We start from the raw sequence: 20,233 nt of genomic DNA, 5'->3' as shown, positions 1-20,233 counted from the left end.
CGCTCCAAACCAGCCGAAAATGCGGGCATTAGTTTTCGGTAGTAAGGATACACGTCGATGAATATCAATATGTCACTAGTTTGTAATGATTGTAATACGGTCACAAATTGTAGGGTCGGGATGTCTAACCGAAGGGTTCAGCCCTTGCGATTTGTCTGCGAAGAGTGCCTATCGCCAATAGATATTAACGTAAACATAGGCCAAGGAATAACCATTAAGGGGGCAAGCCAAATAGAAGCAAAAGGACCTTTCGACTCCGAAACTGCATTTGTTGACTTGCACTTGGACTTTCCTGTTTCTTTTGGTAAGTATGTAATGGGTATGACCCCCTTCATGATGGCATCGCGAAGGTGTGGTCATGAAAATATGCAAATTCATGCTTTTCGCGTGAATACGATGAATGAGATTTCTGAAAGAGCACCAGAAATAAAAAAGATAATTAAGCTATATCGAAATGATAAGGACAAGCTATATCGTAAAAGGATTTTGTCTTTCTTAGAAGCTGACATCAACTGCAAAAAGAAAATTGATCAAAACTACGCGTTATACCACCTTCTTGAAAGATGTTTTTCTCCATTCAATGAGCCAACAAAGAATCTTGAAACTGTTGAAGGCTATACGCAAAAGATCATATGGTTCGCTGAAAATAAAAGAACAGAATTCGAAAAACTACTTGTGGAGCTAGTCGATTCTGGTTTCTTGAAAAACCTACAAGATGATTGCTTGCAGTTATACCCTAAGATATTAGACTTTGAGCTTATATTAAGGCCCGCTCTTTTTCTTGACTTTGACAATACATATGAAAATTCAAGAATGGCTTATCGAGTGTCTTCGCATGATTTTGAAGAAATAAAAGACCTATATAAAGACATATCCGAGGTATTATCTCGACAGCTTGTTTTGATCGCAGCTGTTAATAACTTGGAGAAAAGAGGTGATCATAATTCTTTTGCACCCATAGGGAATATGAAGGTGCCTAAATCATTGAATCAATATGCCGATGTGGCATTCGGTCAAAAACTTGATCTTTTGGATAATCCCTGGCATTCAATATCGAAAGAAGTGGCTGACAACCAGTTGCGAAATTCAATTGCTCATTTCAAAGCGGAATACGATGATGTAAGTCAAAAGCTAACCTACTTTCCTAGGAAAGAAGGTATCAAGCAGGAGAAATCCGAAGAAATGTATTTTCTAGATTTTAGCCGGAAAATATTGTTGGCTTATAGAGAGATGCACAAACTGAATCATTTGATTAAGTGCTTATTTGTGTTCTATTTCTTGTATGTTAAGCCGGAATAAAACTAACACATATGAGCCTTCCCGGAGTCAATAGGTAAAACCGCTCTTCTGGCCGCGTTAGCGGCCAGTCTGTTTGTCCATCAGCAAGACAGCCTGCTTCATCTGTCATCATGATTGCCAGGAGATAGCCTGCAACAAACACATATCAGGGAGCAAGCGCCATGCACGCTAAAGATCATTGAGAAAAAGTCTATAACACAAAAGACGCAACTGAAATCAGCTGGTTTCAGCCGCATGCAAAGCAGTCACTAAAGCTCATCCGCGACAGCGGTGTGGCAAAAACTGCTGCCATTATTGATGTTGCCGCTGGCGCCTCTACGCTGGTGGATGATTTGTTGAACGAGAGGTGCTGTTTTAGCGGTTAAGCCGCATCAGCTTGTTGCCTTAAAATCAGTTATTGAGCAAAGCGGTCCGCTCTGTAACAATAGCAGCACTTTATTTACAGAGTGTTCGTTATGCGTTTTTTTGCACACATCCGGTACGCAGCGTTATGAGCGGTAAACCAGCGCCTGCCGGTAACCCTGTTGTCAGCCAGGTACTGATATCTATCTTGTGCTGTGGTTATTGGGCGGGTTGCACTGCCATTGAGCTTGAACCCATCAGCTACCGTGAAGCAGTGGCGGAATACCGCAGTAGCGGCGGTAATGAAAACTATCGCTGTGTTTTACTGCCGGCGGATGAACATTATCAAGCCATGACTAAAACCTCTCCCATCGCCGTGGAAATAGATCAAGTGCTCTATATCAAGATTGCCGGCAGTTTGCATACATTGCAGCAAAGCGATATTGATAATTCCGGCACCCGCTATGCAGCAGACAATATCAGCGCCACGCTGACGATAATAAGCCAGTTCAATTTCACAGAGTACAGCGAGTCGGATGATCGGCATGTTGACCTGAGCCTGCAAGCGGGCGGCAAAGAAAGACTATATAAAACCTTCGGCACAGCTTGCGGCATCTGACAATAAGCCGGCCCCTATCCCGGCAAAGTGAAAAAGGGGTCGGAAAAAGGAGTCGGAGACAATTTAAGTTAACTTTAGCTAATCTATTATATTTCAGTGACCTGTGTAATAGATAGTGATTATTAGCTCCTACCTCTTTTTCTGTTATTGGGCGTTATTTTAACGACGCCACAAAGCACCTTTATCCCAAATACCCGGCCGCTGATACCAGCCCGACAATGCCAGTCGCAGCAATACGTTCTACTGGTTTAAACAACAAGGAGGATTTTATGAAAGCATTAGTTAGCGCTTTATGCCTGCTGCTGGCCAGCGCCAATGCCTCGGAGCTACCGGTGTTATCTGCTGATGAATTAAAGGCAAAAGTGACAGAGATTACCACGTTACAAAATCAGGTGATGCTGCAAGGCTCCAGCCGCGCTGATGTTGATAAACTGTTTGCGCACTATACTGATGACTTTGTTTACCGCCACGATGTCTATGGCGGCAACTACAGTAAAGAAAAGCTGTATGCCAATACGGTACGATTGTTAGACATGGGCAAATACGATAAAACCGAACCACGCTATCGCATTGTTGCGCAAATGCCGGGCTATAACGCTATCGCCGTAGAACGACAGGAAGTGCATAAAGGCGTAGTGAAACACCATCTGGCGGTATTTGAATTTCGTCATGATAAAGTGACGCAAATTATTGAATATTGGAAATAGTCAGTGCGAAGCGGCAAAAAACACTGAGCGATAAATGCTTGTAATTAAAAGCCCGGCGCAGCAGCCGGGCTTTATCATTTACAAAGTCACAGCTAAGCCTCAATCTGGTGTGGTTGGCGATGGCTTCTTAGCAAACAATTTACGCAGCAATACCCCAAGACCAAGCAAAATAAAGACACCAAACTTCTTTAAAAACACCAACGCCAGCGCCAGAAAACCGGTTTTTGCCAGCACCTTACCGGCCACTAAAGCACCTATACCATAAGCCGCAACCTGGTCCAGCTCCGGATTGAAATCCGTATAAGTTGCCCCGGCATCAAACGCTGCCAGCGCCAGCACTGTATCCAGATTCTGGTTAATTTCCGGCAATTGTTCCATACCGGCGATAAAGTTCAGTACCAATACGCCTTTGCGCCCCAGCACGCGAATATTGTAATTCAGGGTATTAACTTCATTGTCGCCAAACCGGATCTCTTTAGCCCAGTGCAGCTTATGCGCCGCCTGATCATAAAACGGTGTGGCGGCCCAACCAACCAGCGAGATAGGTTCATAACCTTGTTTCACCCGCTCTTTACTTGCGTCCGCCGTATCCTGTTTCATTTGCTGCAGCATTTCCTGATAATCAATCTCTGCCGCATCCTCATCAGATACATAGCCGTCTTGTTCATATTCCACCGTAACCGCCCACGACTCCGCTTCAAACGGTGTCACATTAGCCGGGAAAATCATTCCCAGCACATTTTGTCCAGGCGGATTGCCCCACACATCAACCAACACTGTTTCAGCATCTTTGGCGGACAAAAAATAAAATTCATCAGGAATGGTCAGGGTGGCACCGGTTCCGGGCAGCGCAATTTTGCCCTGCTGTTTCTGCAATGATGCCAGAATTTGCCCGGCCCATTGCTCATATTCGGCTTGCTGCTGCGCCGCCTCATCCTGTGGCACAACAGTTTCATCTGCGCTGGCATAGCTCAACGGGGCTAACAACATAAAACAAGCAGTTAAAGCGAGGCTAAATTTCATCATGGTTCCTTCTGACCAGGGTTATTCCATTGCAATTAAACATAAGAATTAGCAAACGAGTGTTATCAGCTACAATGTCGCTGTTTTCGTTACAAAATTCAAATACTTTATATAAAGGTTTATTTGACAGAGTATGTACTACCGCATCTACAAGCGAAGTTAAAAGACACTAAATATCTTTTCCAAGCATAGCCGCCAGCCTGTTTTAATATGTAATGCTTAATCTTCATTGCGCATTGCTTTCTCATTTATAGCCAACTACTTTTAGTGACTAAAACGCTAAGAAAAATTTTTGAGTATTATCCCTGTTAAGGCCTGTTCAGCCTAAGCAGACAGCAATGACGCAACGACAGGAACAGCCTAATAAAATTGGAGCTGCAACAATGAATAGTTATACGAATAAATTATCGGACAGCAAAAATTCGGTTGTAGCAAATGCAACATATCACCAACAACATAAAAATAAACCGGCATACCAGCTTGTAAGTAACCGGCCTGAAGCCAACACACAGAGAAAACTACAGCGAATAGCGAATAGTAGCCCGCAAACTAATTATACCCATCAAATATTTTCCGGAGTTATACAGCGCGAGTTATTTCATTATGAAAGCGCGCCATTCAGTGCCGCAGATGCGAAAACATGGAATCAACTAGTCCAAATTGCGAATGGCCTTAACGTTGCTCAAACTTTAATTTCAAACGTCGAGGAACAGGTTTGGGACATCAACTCGGGTGTTACTGTTGCAGGCTCACTGGCAGGTGTGCGCGCTCAGATCCGTGCAGGAATTCTTACCAGAATAATAAATCGGGACGACGCAGATTCTTTAGGCTGGGGAGGATTTGCTCCGAAGCTGGCCAACATGGCCACAATGTATGGGGTGCGAACGGGTCCTGTAAGCACAGGCGGACATGCATCGCAAACTTATACCTATACAACCGCAGAAAACGCAATCAGTATCGCAGAAGAAACAAATGCGCATGGACAGACTCCCGGAAATTTAAATACCAGAAGGGGGCAAATGAAGAATGCGATAGACCTTTATAACAATGCCGTAAATGCTCATGCAAACCAATACAATTAAAGCGCTACCATTCGAAAAGTACGCTGTCAGCGATGTTGCGAAACGTAAGCCTGGCACTTAGCACTTAGCCATTACCCGGACCACAATGATAAATAGTGCTCATATCATCACCTTGATCACCTTGCCAATTTCTAAATAAAACATAACAAGGTCTTACCAAATGCTCATCGGCATGCGCATAACTCCCCAGATCAATGCTCTGTTGACCATCTTCTTCCGGACCATTTTGCTCCACTTCGTCTTCCAAATCACCATCGCTGGTAATGTTGTATAAGTCACCCCAACCATCGTTATAATGCCGTCTGGCTGCATTATTAATAATTGGGATCCATGCCATTTGCGCTATAGGCGCGCGTTGTATCAGGATAGCCTTAAGTTGTGGCATCGTTGCTGATTTTGCAGCAGAACTCAACGCCTTAGCCCCCATCACATCGGCTTCATGTTCTAAACCCGGATCGTCATTAATCGCTTCGCCTTTTAGCTGGGTAGTGGCTTTTACCCTGCCCTGCTTTTGCTGCACTACGTGCCAGGCTTCATGTGGTAGATGTTGTTCCTGGCCCGGGGCTATATGGATATCGGAGCCCTGTGCATAAGCATGCGCCTGCATTTGGGCCGGTTTGGCGGAGTTGTAATGCACTTTGACATCATCCATCGCATAGCCGGATAAACTCTCGATGCCGCTTTTCAGCTGATCCGGCATGCCGGTGTTGTTGCTGCTGGCTTCTGCCTGGCGCTGAGTAACGGCGGCAGGCTCAAACTTTCCCTGCATGGGCTCTTCTTCGTCCAACGCTGCTTGTTGCACTACTGCAAACTTACCTTGCAGCGGCTCTTCCTCCTCTAACGCCGCCTGTTGCACTACAGCAAACTTGCCTTGCAGTGGTTCCTCCTCCTCCAGCGCTGCTTGTTGCACTACTGCAAACTTGCCCTGCAGCGGCTCTTCTTCCACGCTCATTTGCTGGCTTACTGCGCCTTGCAGCAGTTTGCGCTGCAGCAACTGCTGCGGGCTGTGCTTAATAGCGCTAAGCTGCTGCGCCTGCTGCTGTTGTAACAGGCTTTGTTGCAGTGCGCTACTTGCCACGCCAGCCTGTACCTGCTGCGTATGGCGTTGTGACTCTCTGGTACGACCCTGAGCAAATTTCATCTTAACGGTCCTCTTTTGCTGTCAAAACCGCGACAGAAGTTTAGTGGTGCTGAGCGTTGAAACTAAAGTGTAGACCTTATTGCTACAGGCTACGGATAATGTTCGCGCCGGCGTTGCTGCTGGCGGAAATACCACTGCAGCGCCAGCGTAATGATCAGCGCCAGCACCAGCACCAGTTCCTGATACGGATGCCAGAACGGGTCACACCACAGTATCAGCAGTAATAAAAATGGTTGTAACAACAGAAAGTTAATAAAAAGGCGCTGCTGATACAGCACTCTTAATTCAAACATCACTAACGATATTGCAGCGTACAGCGCCAACAGCCCTACCACACTGAACAACAACAAGCGCGCTTGCCAGCGATGCGGGCAAATGACATCGCACAGCGCAGCCGAGGCGGTTAAATAGCCGCGATAAAACTGATTATCAGTATTGGGCTGCGGGTTAAATGCCGCGTTCAGTTTGCCGTACTGTGCTTCATTCAGCGGTAAGCTCCACAGCCCGGCACCGCTGAAGTTCCAGTTCGCGTAAGTCAGCTCATTGGCAAAACTGTCAGCATCGGCGAAATGCGCCATATGAAACACCGGCAGCATTTTTTCCAGTAAGCGGTTGGCGTCGGCCGTTTTTTCCATCGTATCAATGGCGGTTTTCAGCTGTTTCATGCCCTGACGAAAGCCGGATAGCCGGCTGCTGAAGGGTGGCAGATCCAGAGTATTAGCGCTGCCACTTAACTGGGCTTTGTCATCAAAGCGGATCAGCATTAAATTGACATAGGGCGCTATTGCCAACAAATTATCCAACGTATAAAAGCCCAGTTCGGCCCCGGCTGCCGGCGCTTTACCGTCAGCCGCCAGGCTTTGCCGCAGCAGCGCAGATACCGGCACGGTCAGATTAACAAAGTAGCTGTCGGTATTGCTGGTCGGCTGCCGGTTATTCAGCTGCTGCTTTAAGGTTTTGATAAAGCTGATCACACTGCCGTGCTGCTCCGCTGGCAGGTTGCGCAAATCTAAATCTAACGTAATGCCATCAGCCACAGTGCGCCGCTCACTCAGGCCAAAAGTAACTAATGGCTGCAGATTATTCAGCCAAAAGCCACGCAGCGGCTCGGTGATCAAGTCCTGCATCTGGTCAATCAATGCCAGGCTGGCAGCAGCGTTTTGCCACAAGGCATCGTTATCGCTACGTACGACAATATCCAGGTAAGTATTGTGCGCCTGCGCCTGATTAACAAAATCATTGTAGGGCCGCTGGTTACGCCAGTTTGGCGGCGGCTGCAGTTTTAACGCGCCATCAATGCTGAATGCATACAGGCCGATACGATGCACACTGCCAAAATTGAGTTGCTGCGGCGTATTCAGCCAGTAAGGCTGCAACGCATAGCTAAAATTAACAAAAGCCGCCTGTGACGGTATGGTAGGGGCACAGCCGCAACCGGCTGCGGCTTGCCAGTTAAGCGGCGGCATCATAATGGCGTTGCCTTGTTTAAAACTGTACCGATATACCAGCCGGCGCTGTGCTGAAGGCATTGCTGACGCCGGCGCTTCAGTGTTAAAACCGGCTAAATCCAGTGCAGTATCAAGTAATGTCTGTTGGCGAAATACCGCATCCTGCAGTGTCTGCAGCTGCTTAAGCTGCGGCTCGGTTAGCAGTGCAAAAGCCGGTTGCTGCTGCAACTGCGTAAGCGCCGCAGCAGTTACTACAAAGCCTGTTGTACTGTCGCTGCCTTGCGGCGGCGCCGGTTCGCCAACCGCGGGGTCAGCAGTAGCGCCAACAGCCGGGCTGACAAGCCGGCTGACATAATGCTCATAGTCATGCACCAGCGGGCGCAATAGCTGGCGCACTTCATTGTCCAGCAGGTACTGCTGCGGATAAACAATATCCTGCAATGCCAGCAGTTTGGCCAACTGCGCCTGGCGCTCGCCCAAACCGGCGATATCGGCGGCAGTCAGTTGGTAATAACCCGGTTCACGCAGCTCGCGTGCTTGCCAGCCGGGTGCTTGTGTCGCTGGCAATGCAGCGCCGGCAAAGGCCGGTAAACAGCTAAGCCACAGCGTTAATATCAGCGCTTGTCGCCTCATACCATCATCCCTTCTTTGCGCCGTTCGCGATTAATGCCCTGCAGCAAATCAGCCTGCGCTATGGCTTTATCACCGCGCAGCAAGGCGGCAACTGCGGCGTAGCGCACCACATTGGTCATAGCGCCGCCGGATAATTCAAACTCGTGCGCCAGATAGCTTAAATCAACATCTGCTGCCAGTTGCACCTTGCTACCCAGCAAGTGCCGCCATAACCTTAACCGTTCAGACACCTCGGGCAGCGGAAAATACACCATCGCCTGAAAACGCCGCGCAAAGGCTTCGTCAATATTGGCTTTGAGGTTACTGGCCAGCAGTACCACACCCGGAAAATCTTCAATCCGCTGCAACAGGTAAGACACTTGCTGATTGGCATACCTGTCGTTGCTGTTGCTGGTTTGGCTGCGTTTGCCAAACAGCGCATCGGCTTCATCGAAGAATAAAATCCACTGCCGTGCTTGTGCTTGATCAAACACCGTGGCGAGATTTTTTTCCGTCTCGCCAATGTACTTCGACACCACCGCCGATAAATCGATACGATACACATCGGCGCCGGTTTGCCGGCCGATTAAGCTGGCCGTAAGGGTTTTGCCGGTGCCGGGCGGGCCATAAAACAGCGCACGATAACCGGGTTTAATGCTGCGCCCTAACTGCCAGTCCTGCATTACAGTGTGCTGATGCTGTAACCAACCGATAATATGCTCTACATCAGCCAGTACCTCTGATGGCAGTACCAGCTCCTGCCAGCTCAGCGCCGTCGTCAGCAGTTTGGCCGGAAAATGGCTGTTGTAATCCGGCTTTTGCCGGCTGCCGCTGTAAAACAACTGCAGATACTCGGCGCTGACGCTAAGCTGAGCGCTTAAAAACGGCTCGTCCGGCGCATCAAGGCGCAGGCAGATAATATTGTTCCGGCATAACTGCTGCTCGCTCTGCAGCAGCTGTATCACCTGCAACCGCCCCGCCAGGTCGTTGCCGGCCAGCAAAAAAGCGGCGGTTTGCGCACTGGGCAAAAAGCCCTGATGCTGTTTGCTGCTGCAGCCACCAAACTCAGTAAAACTGCGCGCCAGGTTGTCATTGCGGACAAAAAAAGTATCCAGTAATTGTGGCTGTAAATGCGGTGCCAGCGCCAGCAACAGGATCAGCCGCTGTGGTGCACTCAGCTGTTGTGTCAACACAAAATCGGCATAACTACCGCTGCCGGCAGCTAACGGCGGTGGCGGCGCCTGCTGCAACAACAGCAACGGCTGTTGCTGAAAATAACTGTGCAAACGTAGTTCAATACAGCGTGCCAACCAGTCCAGTTCCTGCTGCAGGCAGCCGGCGTTACCTGCCGTCAGCTGCAGTGTTATTACCTGCTCAGCCGGTTTAACCGCGCCAATGGACATACACCTCTCCTTGCATCCACGGATAACAAATTAACGAGTACGACCAGGGCAAGCCGTCGAGTAGCATGTCGTAGGGGCCATTATCGACCTGCAGTTGCCAACCGCTGCCGTTGCCACTGCGCTGCAGGGTGCCGCCGCGTTGTAAAAAACATTCGCGCAAGGTGGCTACTGAACTGTTGGCCAGTTGTGGCCACTGCGTCAGCACTCCGGCCAGCAGGCTGTCGGCCAGCGCCAGCTCCTCCGGGGTAAACTGCAGCTGATAACCGGCCGGACAAGGCGCTTGTACGGCACTGAGCAACATCAGCAGTGGCCATTGTTGCCGGTAATCTGCCGGCAGTTCGCACTGGCCTGTGGCCATATAATGCAATAATGCACAACTTTGCCAGCCGGCCTCTGTGCTGACCAGACGCCGTGCCGACACCAGACCCAGACGTTGCAACAACAGCGGCAGATACGGCGCCAGCAATACAATACCGGCATTAGCTAACCATTGCTGCGCGGCGGCAGGCTGTATAGCTTCAGCTGCGGCCTGCGCCTGATACTGCAACCGGCTGCCGGGCATTGCCGCCTCAGCATCTGATGCCACTGCATCTTGTGATAAAGGGGCATATGACGATAGCCCGCCGTGTGGTGAAGATGCCTGTGATAACAGTGAGCCACCGGCCGATTGCGCCAACGCTGCTGCACCGGGCTCTGTCTGCGCGGTTATTTGTCCAGCCAACGCCCGGCTGCTTAGCAGTGTCAGCTGCTGTAACAGGATGCCGATTTCTGCCGGCGCCGGTTCTGTGTTACTGAGTTGGCGTAAGCGCCCCGCCAGTTGCCGGTAAAAATGCGGCATCGCCTGCGGCGCCAATGCCGGGGCTAACTGCTGCAACAAGTTGTAACTAAACAGCTGCACGGTAACCGGGCTCGAAGCGCTGTCGGGCGACACTGCAGCGCGGCCGCTGCTGAAATGCTGCAATAACGGTGCAGCAATAGCCTGCACACGTTGCTGCTGCCCGGGTGTCAGCAGCTGTAGCAGCAGTTGCAATACCCGGCTTAACCGGCCGCGGACATCAGCGGCAACCGCGGTTGATGTTGCAGCCTTTGTACTTTGTCGCGCTGCGGCCTTGCCGCTGCCAGCGCCGGTTGGCGTGACAGCTAGCGGTGCAGTGGCGGCCAGTTGCAGGTTTAGTTGCTGCAGCAATTGCTCGCGTCTGGCATAAGCCGTATTGCCGGTGTAATGCAGTAATTGCTGCGCCAACTGCTGCAACAACGCCCGGCTGGCAACGCTGCCGGTTTCTGCCTCTAACCATAATTGCAGTTGGCACAACAGCAACGGCAATGTCAGGGGTTGGCGCTGCAGGCTGCATTGCAGCAGGGGTTGCCATCTGGCCTGGCGGTATAACGGCAGCGGTAAACTGATGCCATCCAGGCTCCATTGCAATAACGCCGTATAGGGTTGCATACCGGCAACACTGGCCGGCTGTAACTGTTGAAACAGCTGCTGCAAATGATTATCTGAAGCGTATTGGATCAGCCGTTGCAATAACGGTGCAGCCAGCAGCTGCTGACGCACCGCATCCAGCCAGAGTGCGCTGCGCTGCGCCAACAGTTGCTGCAGCAACCAATTAAAGCTGCGCTGCTGCGCCAGAGTTAGCTGCCCCTGCAATAACAAGCTTTGCCATTGCCGCCAGCGCCGGGCCTGATGCTGCAGTGCAGTTGTTTGTATTGGCGCAGCTTGTAGCGACGACGCTTGTAACAAAGAGCCCTGCAGCGGCCGCAACATCGCTATTGTCGGCAACACAGCAAGCGGTTGTGCCGTACGCCGGCTGAAGTAGCCCGGTACCACCGCGAAGCTGTCAATCTGGCCGGATGGTTGCGGCGCCTGAGTAATACCGGCCAGTAATTCGCTTAACTGCAACAGCAACGGGCTGTGCCGCGCAAACAGTTGCCGGCTTTGCACTAAAGTCAGCTGCATATGCTGCACCAGACTTTGCAGCGACACATTGTCGTGCGCCGCCATGCGCTGCAGTAAATTATGTAAATAACTACGCCGGTTAAAACGGCTGCCACGGTCAACCAGCAGGTAGCTTAAACTCAGTTGCCACAAATGCCGTTGCCGCTGTTGCAGTGCCGGTGGCGGCACCGGTTGCTGCTGCAGCTGTATATTAACGCGCCCCGGGCTGAATAATTGCGGCTGCGCCATCAGTTGCAAAATAAAGCGCTGTTCGGCCGGTGCCAGTAACAACACCAGTTCGGCCAACATGGTATCGTTTAAGCCAAATGCCAGCACGCGGCACAGATCACTGTTGGCAGCCAAACGTCGCAGTAAAGCTACCAGCTCAGCGGCATGTTGCAGGTAAAATGCCCAATCTTGCTGCAACCTTGCACTGTCGGCGCGGCGTAACGCCGCAACTAACTGCTGTTGCTCTGTTGCTGTTAATGTCCGGCCTTGCCGGCGCTGTGCGTCGGGTAATAACAACCACAGCTGGCGGCGCAATTCCTCACGAAAGCAATGTTGCAACCTATAACGCTCGGCCGGCAGTTGCAGCGGCGGTAGCTGCAGCTGAATTTCATCCAGTTGCAGTAATACATCGGTATCGAACTCATCCAGCACCTGCTGCGCCACCGGCAGCAGCTCATCAACAAACAGCCGCTCGCCGGCGGCACTGAACCAGGTTGCCAGCGGCTCTGAGCGGCAGCAAAAATCCAGCTCAACCTGCGTTAGTTGATGCATCTGCTACCTCCGGCGCTGCTGCCGGCTGCGCATTACTTAACCGGTAAATATAGTGTGCCAGCGCGCGGCTTTCAGCATTGCTGCTTTGGCCTTGTTGTTTAAAAGCGGTGCGCCAGTATTTAAACAGCCGCTCAAAATAGTTCATCTGCTTAAAGTTGATAAATATGACCTGGCAACTCAAATGGGCCGGACAGTTCAGTTGCAGCGTTTCGCTGACCAATTGCTGAAAACCGCGATCGGCAAAACGGGCCGTCCAGCCGGGGCACAGTACCGTAATACGGCCGTTATAAAACTCAAGCGGCAGGCTGTCTGTGGTATCTGTCGGCTCCGGCTGCAGCAACAGATGCTCAATAACATGCAAACCTTCGGAACTTCGGCTGATATGACACAAAAATTGGCACAGGCAATTGGCCAGAATCAAGGCGCCGCGATAATGCCGGTAACTGCCAAGCAGCCACCACTCATCACGCCGGCTGTCGGGTACCGGCAGCAGCAATTGATAACGACCGTTGTGCCGGGTAATACGGTAGTTGGCCAGCATCACACCGCTTTGCACAACCTGCTCCGGCAACGTATCGCCATCGAAACAACAGGCGCCGCTCAGACGACGGCGCAGCGCCGGGCTGTCAGCAGTAAAGGGTAAACGCAGGGCCGGCACCGGCTGCAGTAAATCATCGGCCAGGGTTTCATCCAAATACAGCAGTTGCAGCTGTGCGCTGCTGCGGCTTAAGCGTAACTTATGTTGCAGCACCGCCGTGGTCAGCGACTGTGCTATCTGGCCCAGATCCAGCAGCAGCGCCTGTTTACGTACGAAGCCACCGACAGCATCGCGCCACAACGGCGCATAATGATCCGGCGCAGCCACGCGATCACGTGTCATGCAGACAATCTGTTGCAGGTAACTGATTTTTTGCTGCAAGCGCCTGGCGCTGCCGCTGTGTGCGCTGTGATAATAGTCAAAGTGCTGCAAACTGTGCTGATACAAGCTTTCGCCATACAGCGCCAATAAATAGTCCAGCAGACGATGTTTGCGTGCCAATACATCATCCAGCCGGCTGTACAGCTGTTGCAGTTTTGTCGCCATAGCGCCGTGCTGCAGGCTTTCAATACCGGCGATATGGCTGTTGTCCAGCGCCTGATAATAGTAGCTTTGCCCGGTTTCAAACGGCGAAAACAGCGCCGGTAACTGTTGTAACTGAGCCAAAAAATTAGCCAGCAGCTGCTCAAACAGCAACAAATAGCCTTTTAATTGCAACTGCACGGCGCTGCTCTGTGCCGGTGGCCGCTGTAACCCATAGTTGCGCGGCAACAACGCCTGTAATGACTGATAATGGCCAACCGGGCGATAGCGCCCCTCAGGCGCAGGACACAGTGCCGCCAGGTCAGTTTGCCAACGGCTGTGTTGGCGAAACAGTTTTTGCTGATAGCGCTGCATCACCGCGGCCATATCAACAGCAATCGCCTTGTTGCCCAGCAACAGCTGCACTGAGGGAGCCTGACCGGCTGACAGCGGTTGCAAACAATACAGCGGTAAGTTGTGCTGCAGCGGCAGGCTGTCGTAACAGGCGCGGCCTTCGCACTGCAGATAAAACCGGTTCAGTTGCACCACGCCGTCGATTTGCTGCAACGGCTGAAAGAAGTCATTGATTTGTAATTGGCCATAGTCCGGCGCACTGTGCAGCAATACACCGTCCGGCGTTAACGGGCCGTCGAATAACTGCTCGTAACTCTGGCCCTGCGCCAGCAAATCAGCATAGCTGCAGCGCTCCGTGCTGCGCTGCAACAACTGCTGGCAGCGGTAGTAAAACTCAGCCAGCAGTTCAACCGGATCGGCCGCAGCAGCAATGTCTAATTCTGCCACCGGCTGGCAGGGCAACGGCGCTAACAGGCGGATGTCGGTCAGCTGCTCACCCAGGTTACGCTGCGCACTGTAACAACGGCGGATCTTCGCGATCAGCGCTGCAGCATCGTTATCGGCCCCGCGCGCCACGGCTACCGCATGGTACAAGCCGGTTGTGGCCTGCGGCAGCAAGTAAAACTCAGCCAGCTGCGGCAGGCAATCCAGCATATAACGGCGGTAATCTGCCGTGGTGGTTGGCCGGCAACTGAGAATTTGTTCCGGCGATACCAGCCCCAGTGCCGCAAAATCAATGCGGCCATCGGCACCGGTTAGTAAGTCAGCTATGGCGAAGTCGCAGCGGTATTGCAGTTCCGTCAGGCTGAAACACAGCTGCTCGAGCAAGGTAATACCGGGATCATGCAGGTTATAGTCGGTCCAGCGTTTACCGGCCAGGCGGATAATATCCGCCAATCCCTGCTGTTTTAGCTGCGTAAAGCGGTCGGGCTCGTTGCTCTGGTGCCGCTTAATACTTTGCTCAGCCATTGTCGCCTCCGCTGCCCGTTTGCTCCGGCGCCTGCCAGCAGCGGCTCATTTGTTCGTCAAACCATAGCTGGGTCAGGTAATAGCTCAGCCGCACGTCGGGGCCCAGATCTGTACGCGAACGTATTTGCAGACAATAGCCCTGCTCCAGCGCCTGCCAGCGCAGTTCCAGCTTACAGCTGCGCGACAAATAATAGGCCTGTTGCACACAGATGCGTTTCTTACGGTTAAGAAAGTTAAACCACCAGCCGCCGGGGTTATAGGTATTCAGTGCTGTGGCTTTGAGCAGAGCATACTTACCGCTGCCTTTATTGCCGGTTCCGGCCATCACCTCAAATGCCTGGCAGCCTTGCAACGGCCCGCTGATATCGTGCCACTGGCCGTCAGCCGCCACCTGCGCCTTACCTGTAGGCTGCCACCCCTGACAACCCTGCTGCGTAATAACACCAGCCACATGCAAGGTGCTGGCCGGGGTGTCGGTTGCAATACCCAGCCGCTGCTGCGCGGTAAGGTTTAGTAACGGCGCAGCGCCGGTAGGTTTAAACTGCAGGCTATTGCTGCGCTCGTCAAAGCGCACACTCCACAACGGTTGTTGATTAAGGTTGTCGCGAAAAAAACTCAGCAATTCGGTATTTTTGCCACGCACGGTGATTTCAAAGCCGTACTGATCCGACTTATCAAAACCGTCTTCCAGCGTGTTTAGCGACGAATCGATCAGATCAGAAAATTCTTGTGACGATGGCATAGCACCGTCACGAAAGAAGTTTTTCAGCGTATTACGGTTGCGTTTAGCCATCGCCATCTTCCTGCTGAATAATAAAGGTCTGGCCGATTTCCAGCTCGCTGACACCGGTAAGCTGGGCCGCTACCGGCTGGCGCAGCTCTACTGTTTGCAGTGCATGGTGCGGCGCCGGTGTCAGCAAATTCCATGGCCGCAGCGGCCGCAATACCAACTGCTCAGCCTGCTGTTGCCGCGCACTGTCGAACAAACGGTACTGCCGGCTGCCGTAGCGGCTGATATGCAACAAGGAAAAATCGGTTACATAGTCGATATAAGGCTGTTGTTGAATAAAAGATTGCAGTAACTGCGGCCGTAATTCCCAGCCAAAGCGTGCAGCCAGCCCTTGCTGATGCCAGGGGCACAGATAATCGGACAGCGCCAGTTGCAAACGCTGTAAGCCGTCACCGGAGTGCAGCCCGGCCGCTAATTTCACCGCACAGCGCACCTGTAACTGCTCAAAGCCCGGGTTAGCAACCTCGATGGCAGCAAAGGGCGACGACAACGCCGCCACATAGTGCTTAATTTGCCGCAGCAAGTCGCCGCTTACCAGGCTGCGTTGACATTCCTGATGCAAACAGCCCTGCTGCGCGGCAACCACAATCAATAACAGCCGGCCGGGCGCTAAACTATTATGTTCCAGCGCCGCATTGGGGAAACATTTTACTTTTGCCAGCTGCGGAAATGCCTGCAACACCAGTCGCTCAAAATCACGCGCCGTGCTGGCCCGTTGTTTATGGCTCAGCCGCTCTGCGATGCGCTGCTGCCGCGCCGCCGCTGTTTCGGCTTTATGCTGCGGTTGCAGCGGCAACAAATAGTCAACCCCGGCCACGTCGGCCAGCTTGCCCTGTGCCTGCCACTGCAACGGGCTGACATTGAGCAACTGTGCAGTATTGAGCTGCTCACCGCTGTTGACAGCCTCTACCGGCACTACGTTGGTCAGCACCCGTCTCAGCCGGCCATAGCGCCGGCTGTGTGCGCTGCAACACAGCCGCAGCCAGGCGACGCCGGACGGCATCAACTGGTGCTGCTGCTGTAAACTATGCGGCAACTGCAACAACACGCCACCGCTGGAGGTCAGGCCATAGCTGCTGTCGGCCAGCACCGCCGGGGCAGAAAAGTCTAACCATTGATCATTGTGCAGATACTGCCAGCGCAACGCATTTTCCGGCACGGTATTACTGCTGCCGGCGGCCGGTTCAATATCAAACAATAAACTGAGCTGGCCGCTGATATCGGCGCCGGCCAAACCAAAACAGATATACGCCTGATGTGGAAAATACGGCAGCATACGCACCGCTTCGCGCCCGGCCGCCGGATAAGCCTGGCGCCGGCCAAACGGATACAACTGCAACAAGCGCTCTTTACTGCCGGGTTGCGGATCCTGGCCAGGGTAAATATCAGCTCTGGCGCGATAATTCACACTCAGCAGTTGCAACTGCGGCGAATAAGGCGGCTGCGGTAACGGTAGCGGCCGCTTGTGTCGGGCGTTGTACAATAAAGTGTTGCTAAGCGCTGTGGCGTAGCGGCTGTGGCCAAACGCCATTTGCGGCTGTTGTAAACTGAGGCGGAAAAAGCCCTCACTGGCGGCATTGTGAAATGGCTGCCCGGCCCTGGCCGCGTTAAGCCGGAAGTTACTGACAGCACTGAAGCTTAACCGCTGCTCTGTCTGCAGTTGTTCTGTACCGGGTACTGCCGAAAACAAACAGAACTCTGTTTTACGCTGGCGCGTTTCAGCCACGGGTTGCCAGCGGCCGGCATCCAGCAGTGCCAGGCTGGCGGTAAAACTGCTGTTGCTGATATTGTCACCGTAAGCGGCATAATGGCCACTGAAACCATCGGCAGCACGCGGCAGCTCTGCCCACTGCAGCTCCAGTTCCAGCTGCTGTAATTGTTTGTGTTGCCAGTCTGCATGATTAAACAGCAGGTAACTGCCGGCGCCCGGCACCGGGCCAAACGGCCAAAACGGCTTGCTGCTGTCGAGCAGCCCCTGCTGGTTACTCAGATTCAGGCTACGCGCACCGCGTACACTCACCTCCAGCTTGCAATGCACTACATCAAACTGGCTGCACAGCGAATAACCGCACAGTTTCGCCATTGGATTTAACCGCAATTGCAGCATGGCGCTGCCGTGCTCATTACCGCAAACCGCGGCAAAACTGCTGCTGAGCTGACAATGCAGCCGCAAGCCTAATTGCTCAGCGCCTAAAGGTTGCAGGCTGTATTCCGCCACCGCGGTGTCGCCGTCCGCCGTGGACAAACTCAGCACAAACATATCGCTGCAGTAGCGGTAAAACACTGTCATCCGATCGTCACTGAGCAATTGCTGCAGGCAATCAACACTTTGCCGGTTACCCTGCTGCAAGGTCAGCTGTGCGGCCTGCTGCAACAGCTGTTGCCGCTGTGTATTACTGAGCCATTGCTCCGGCCCCAGCAGGTAATAACTGAACAAGATGCCAAACAGCCGGAAAAACTCTGTTAATTGCTCGCAGCGCGCTAACTGTTGCAGCAGCACCTGTTGATAAAACACCAGCCAGCGCTTATCCGGCGCCAGCACCGGCAGATCCGGCAGCTGCAGTGCCAATTCTGCAGCTGCAGTGCCAAGCTGCTGTGCACTGCAGGCGTTAGCCGGCAACAGCTGGGCTAACACCAGCGCCAACGCCTGCTCCAGTCGCTGCGGCCAGCTGTAGTCGGCGCGCTGTAACAAGGCGGTAAGTTTAGCCGCGAGATCATCAGGTGCACTTAGCGTCAGCGCTAATTCAATGCTGCGCTCGCCTTCACTGAGTTGTAATATCGGCGATTCGACCGCAAAGCCCGGCATACGGGCAGCGGCATCATCGGCGATAAACAACGGCCTGGGGTCTGCCGGGCTGCTATATGCAGTACTACTGTATAACCGGCTGACAAAGCCCAGCTCATGCTCGGGCGAAATACGTTGGCTGCGCAGCAAGCTCAGGCTATAAAGCTGTTGTACCTGCACGTTGCTGAGCCACTGCGGCTTAGGGTTACTGAACAACAGCGCCCGGCCCTGACTGTCTTTGCCGGCACTGAACAGGGTATTGGCCGGTAATAGCCTGGTGCCGGTCTGCGGGCTTAATTGCAGACTCAGCCAAACCCGCTGCTTTGCCGCCTGCTGCCACGGCATTTTTAAGCAATCATCGTAGTAAAAAGCCTGATGTCTGGCTGTCAGCTGATTTAACTGCTGCTGATTATTGCGATACAGATCCAGAAACGCCAGCAACAGCGCCAGTGCCGGCTCGTTGTGACCGGATGCTAACAGCGCAGTTAACCGGCCGGCCGTTTCCTGCTGTAAATAACGACACAACTGCAAGGCAGCACTGCAGGCGTGTGTTAAAGCATCTGCCGGATTGATCTGCCGGCTGCCGGGCGCAGGCGCTAAGTGCAGTAAACAGTGCAGTAAGCTGTTGCTATGCGCCGCGCTGTCAGCCGCGGCGGTATCTGCCAGCGGCTGCAGTGCCGCCATCGCCGGTGCCAGTTGAGTTTGCCAGCTGGTGTAGAGTTTATCGGCCAGTAACACGGCGCTGTCTGAGCCTATTGCTAACAGTTGCCGGTACCAATCACTGTATTGCTGCAGCAGTTGCAACACAAATTGGCGCCGGCGCGCCAGCGGTTGCTGCGTTAATGCCAACCATTGCTGCTGCAGTCGCGTGGGCTCCAGCGCAGCAATTTGCGCCAGAATTGCCGGCTCGCTGTGGCCAAATAAATGCTGCCAATTGCCATGATTGTCGCCGGCTGCATCGACAAAACGGATATTCTCCGCCAGCCCTGCCGCCAGGCTAAGTAATTGGTTGAAGTTCAGCGTATCCGGCTGAAAATAATCGCTTTGCAGCGCGGCATAGCGCTGTTCGCTTTGTGTGGTCCCGTCGCTGTGAAACAGCGCCGGCCAGTGCCGGCGAGGTGTGAAATCCGCCATTACGGTGCCACCTCAGTGCCTTCGAGTAAGTAAAACGGATACACCATATTATGCCGGCTGTTGGTACCGCGGATTTGATAACTCAGCTGCAGCAACAGCACGCCGTCATACAGTTGCTGTAGATCTGGCGTAACCTGCAGCAGCCGGATGCGTGGCTCAAAAAACAACACCGCGTGGCTGATGGCATCAATAATATTGGCCAGCGCATGTTCATCCAGCGCGCTGAACACATAGCGCTGTAAAGCACAGCCGTACTCCGGCTGCATCACCCGCTCGCCCGGATGGGTTGAAAACAAGATGCGCAGGCTTTGCTCAATGTCCTGCTGATCGGTTACCAGCGTCGCACTGCAAGTGCCGCTGTCAAATGCCGGCGGAAAAGCCCAGCCAATGCCTAAAAACGCATTATCAGCCTGCTCTGCACTCATTCAGCCTCCTATGATTACAGTTGCTGCGCCCAGCACCACAGTGCCACCATGGGCACAACTGTCGCCAAGCCGCGCCGCCGGTTTACCGCCAATCATTACAGTAGCCGAGCCTTTAATAATGCTGTCCGGCGGGCCGACACAAATACAGCTGTCGCCCAACACCGCAGCCGGTAATTTTTCAATTAACACCGTAGGTACACCAGGCCCCAGTACCGGCCCGCCAACATGAGGGATCGGCGGTAAACCGGGGGTTTGCATCGGGCACTGGTGCATATCGGTTAAACGTGCAGCCGGTGGCATAGACTCTCCTGTGACATAGAT

The 20,233-nt window shown here is 52.8% G+C and carries 14 protein-coding genes; 4 read left to right on the top strand and 10 right to left on the bottom strand.

The annotated features are described in order from the left end of the window. Nucleotides 1-57: 57 nt before the first annotated feature. The 3 genes from Q8O77_RS10010 to Q8O77_RS10000 all read left to right on the top strand — a co-directional run bounded on the left by Q8O77_RS10010 (nt 58) and on the right by Q8O77_RS10000 (nt 2,967). Nucleotides 58-1,299, top strand: coding sequence for a hypothetical protein (locus Q8O77_RS10010; RefSeq protein WP_305552727.1), 1,242 nt, complete (start codon nt 58-60; stop codon nt 1,297-1,299). A 490-nt stretch (nt 1,300-1,789) separates the two neighbouring features. After that, complete coding sequence (locus Q8O77_RS10005; RefSeq protein WP_305552726.1) at nt 1,790-2,260, top strand: hypothetical protein; 471 nt, start codon at nt 1,790-1,792, stop codon at nt 2,258-2,260. A gap of 269 nt (nt 2,261-2,529) precedes the next feature. Beyond that, the gene (locus tag Q8O77_RS10000) at nt 2,530-2,967 is read left to right on the top strand and encodes a hypothetical protein (protein ID WP_305552725.1); all 438 of its coding nucleotides are present in this window, start codon (nt 2,530-2,532) and stop codon (nt 2,965-2,967) included. 99 nt (nt 2,968-3,066) lie between these two features. On the opposite strand, the gene Q8O77_RS09995 is transcribed toward Q8O77_RS10000, so the two are convergent. Then, nucleotides 3,067-3,990, bottom strand: a complete 924-nt coding sequence (locus Q8O77_RS09995) for a DUF2167 domain-containing protein (RefSeq protein ID WP_305552724.1) — start codon at nt 3,988-3,990, stop codon at nt 3,067-3,069. Between the two features lie 338 nt (nt 3,991-4,328). Between Q8O77_RS09995 and Q8O77_RS09990 the strand changes: the two genes are divergently transcribed. Further along, nucleotides 4,329-5,072, top strand: a complete 744-nt coding sequence (locus Q8O77_RS09990) for a hypothetical protein (RefSeq protein WP_305552723.1) — start codon at nt 4,329-4,331, stop codon at nt 5,070-5,072. Between the two features lie 64 nt (nt 5,073-5,136). On the opposite strand, the gene Q8O77_RS09985 is transcribed toward Q8O77_RS09990, so the two are convergent. The 9 genes from Q8O77_RS09985 to Q8O77_RS09945 form a co-directional block, all read right to left on the bottom strand. Then, the gene (locus Q8O77_RS09985) at nt 5,137-6,213 is read right to left on the bottom strand and encodes a DUF4157 domain-containing protein (RefSeq protein ID WP_305552722.1); all 1,077 of its coding nucleotides are present in this window, start codon (nt 6,211-6,213) and stop codon (nt 5,137-5,139) included. 89 nt (nt 6,214-6,302) lie between these two features. Further along, complete coding sequence (locus Q8O77_RS09980) at nt 6,303-8,294, bottom strand: hypothetical protein (protein WP_305552721.1); 1,992 nt, start codon at nt 8,292-8,294, stop codon at nt 6,303-6,305. After that, nucleotides 8,291-8,956 (bottom strand): ATP-binding protein, encoded by a 666-nt coding sequence (locus Q8O77_RS20075; RefSeq protein WP_371133473.1) that lies wholly within the window; start codon nt 8,954-8,956, stop codon nt 8,291-8,293. Before Q8O77_RS20075 ends, Q8O77_RS09980 begins: the two co-directional genes overlap by 4 nt. Nucleotides 8,957-9,656: 700 nt before the next feature. Then, nucleotides 9,657-12,395, bottom strand: coding sequence for a contractile injection system tape measure protein (locus Q8O77_RS09970; RefSeq protein WP_305552719.1), 2,739 nt, complete (start codon nt 12,393-12,395; stop codon nt 9,657-9,659). Next, nucleotides 12,373-14,778 (bottom strand): hypothetical protein, encoded by a 2,406-nt coding sequence (locus Q8O77_RS09965; RefSeq protein WP_305552718.1) that lies wholly within the window; start codon nt 14,776-14,778, stop codon nt 12,373-12,375. Before Q8O77_RS09965 ends, Q8O77_RS09970 begins: the two co-directional genes overlap by 23 nt. Further along, nucleotides 14,771-15,571, bottom strand: a complete 801-nt coding sequence (locus Q8O77_RS09960; RefSeq protein WP_305552717.1) for a hypothetical protein — start codon at nt 15,569-15,571, stop codon at nt 14,771-14,773. Before Q8O77_RS09960 ends, Q8O77_RS09965 begins: the two co-directional genes overlap by 8 nt. Then, complete coding sequence (locus tag Q8O77_RS09955) at nt 15,564-19,487, bottom strand: hypothetical protein (protein ID WP_305552716.1); 3,924 nt, start codon at nt 19,485-19,487, stop codon at nt 15,564-15,566. Before Q8O77_RS09955 ends, Q8O77_RS09960 begins: the two co-directional genes overlap by 8 nt. Then, on the bottom strand, nt 19,487-19,912 hold the full coding sequence (locus Q8O77_RS09950) for a GPW/gp25 family protein (RefSeq protein ID WP_305552715.1): 426 nt from the start codon (nt 19,910-19,912) through the stop codon (nt 19,487-19,489). Before Q8O77_RS09950 ends, Q8O77_RS09955 begins: the two co-directional genes overlap by 1 nt. After that, nucleotides 19,913-20,212: a PAAR domain-containing protein gene (locus Q8O77_RS09945; protein WP_305552714.1), complete on the bottom strand. Its 300-nt coding sequence runs from the start codon at nt 20,210-20,212 to the stop codon at nt 19,913-19,915. Nucleotides 20,213-20,233 lie beyond the last annotated feature (21 nt).

Origin of the sequence: Rheinheimera sp., assembly GCF_030690345.1 — a bacterium.
GTDB lineage: Bacteria > Pseudomonadota > Gammaproteobacteria > Enterobacterales > Alteromonadaceae > Alishewanella.
The sequence above is the reverse complement of the archived record's forward strand: the minus strand, read 5'-3'. Positions and strand labels throughout refer to the sequence as shown.

Excerpts from the sequence above, each read along its gene's own strand:
- Q8O77_RS09955 (WP_305552716.1), bottom strand. The coding sequence starts at position 19,487 with ATGGCGGATTTCACACCTCGCCGGCACTGGCCGGCGCTGTTTCACAGC.
- Q8O77_RS10005 (WP_305552726.1), top strand. The coding sequence starts at position 1,790 with ATGAGCGGTAAACCAGCGCCTGCCGGTAACCCTGTTGTCAGCCAGGTA.
- Q8O77_RS10000 (WP_305552725.1), top strand. The coding sequence starts at position 2,530 with ATGAAAGCATTAGTTAGCGCTTTATGCCTGCTGCTGGCCAGCGCCAAT.
- Q8O77_RS09985 (WP_305552722.1), bottom strand. The coding sequence starts at position 6,213 with ATGAAATTTGCTCAGGGTCGTACCAGAGAGTCACAACGCCATACGCAG.
- Q8O77_RS09995 (WP_305552724.1), bottom strand. The coding sequence starts at position 3,990 with ATGAAATTTAGCCTCGCTTTAACTGCTTGTTTTATGTTGTTAGCCCCG.
- Q8O77_RS20075 (WP_371133473.1), bottom strand. The coding sequence starts at position 8,956 with ATGCAGGACTGGCAGTTAGGGCGCAGCATTAAACCCGGTTATCGTGCG.
- Q8O77_RS09990 (WP_305552723.1), top strand. The coding sequence starts at position 4,329 with ATGACGCAACGACAGGAACAGCCTAATAAAATTGGAGCTGCAACAATG.
- Q8O77_RS09980 (WP_305552721.1), bottom strand. The coding sequence starts at position 8,294 with ATGAGGCGACAAGCGCTGATATTAACGCTGTGGCTTAGCTGTTTACCG.
- Q8O77_RS09965 (WP_305552718.1), bottom strand. The coding sequence starts at position 14,778 with ATGGCTGAGCAAAGTATTAAGCGGCACCAGAGCAACGAGCCCGACCGC.
- Q8O77_RS09945 (WP_305552714.1), bottom strand. The coding sequence starts at position 20,212 with ATGCCACCGGCTGCACGTTTAACCGATATGCACCAGTGCCCGATGCAA.
- Q8O77_RS09960 (WP_305552717.1), bottom strand. The coding sequence starts at position 15,571 with ATGGCTAAACGCAACCGTAATACGCTGAAAAACTTCTTTCGTGACGGT.
- Q8O77_RS10010 (WP_305552727.1), top strand. The coding sequence starts at position 58 with ATGAATATCAATATGTCACTAGTTTGTAATGATTGTAATACGGTCACA.
- Q8O77_RS09950 (WP_305552715.1), bottom strand. The coding sequence starts at position 19,912 with ATGAGTGCAGAGCAGGCTGATAATGCGTTTTTAGGCATTGGCTGGGCT.
- Q8O77_RS09970 (WP_305552719.1), bottom strand. The coding sequence starts at position 12,395 with ATGCATCAACTAACGCAGGTTGAGCTGGATTTTTGCTGCCGCTCAGAG.